At 69.2% G+C, this 253-nt stretch carries 1 protein-coding gene; it reads left to right on the top strand.

The annotated features are described in order from the left end of the window. The coding region (locus tag DSY14_RS28545; RefSeq protein ID WP_249188603.1) for a hypothetical protein at positions 1-186 on the top strand (186 nt) is incomplete at its 5' end. Between the last annotated feature and the right edge of the window lie 67 nt (positions 187-253).

A 253-nucleotide genomic window follows, 5' to 3' on the forward strand; every position in this document is an offset into this window, starting at 1 on the left:
CGCTACGCGACCGGCGTGCGCGACGACGCGCCCTGGAACCCCGACAACATCGAGTTCATCCGCCGGATCAACGGGCTCGACCACGTCGACCGGGTGCGCGACATCGTGTTCGACGCCTCCTACCTGGTGCTGGGGCTCGGTGACGTGTACCTGGGCGCACCCGGTCGACGTGGTCGAGCCCGTTGATCCGGCGGATGAACTCGATGTTGTCGGGGTTCCAGGGCGCGTCGTCGCGCACGCCGGTCGCGTAGCG

Source organism: Nocardiopsis sp. MG754419 (genome assembly GCF_018207095.1).
Lineage (GTDB): Bacteria > Actinomycetota > Actinomycetes > Streptosporangiales > Streptosporangiaceae > Nocardiopsis.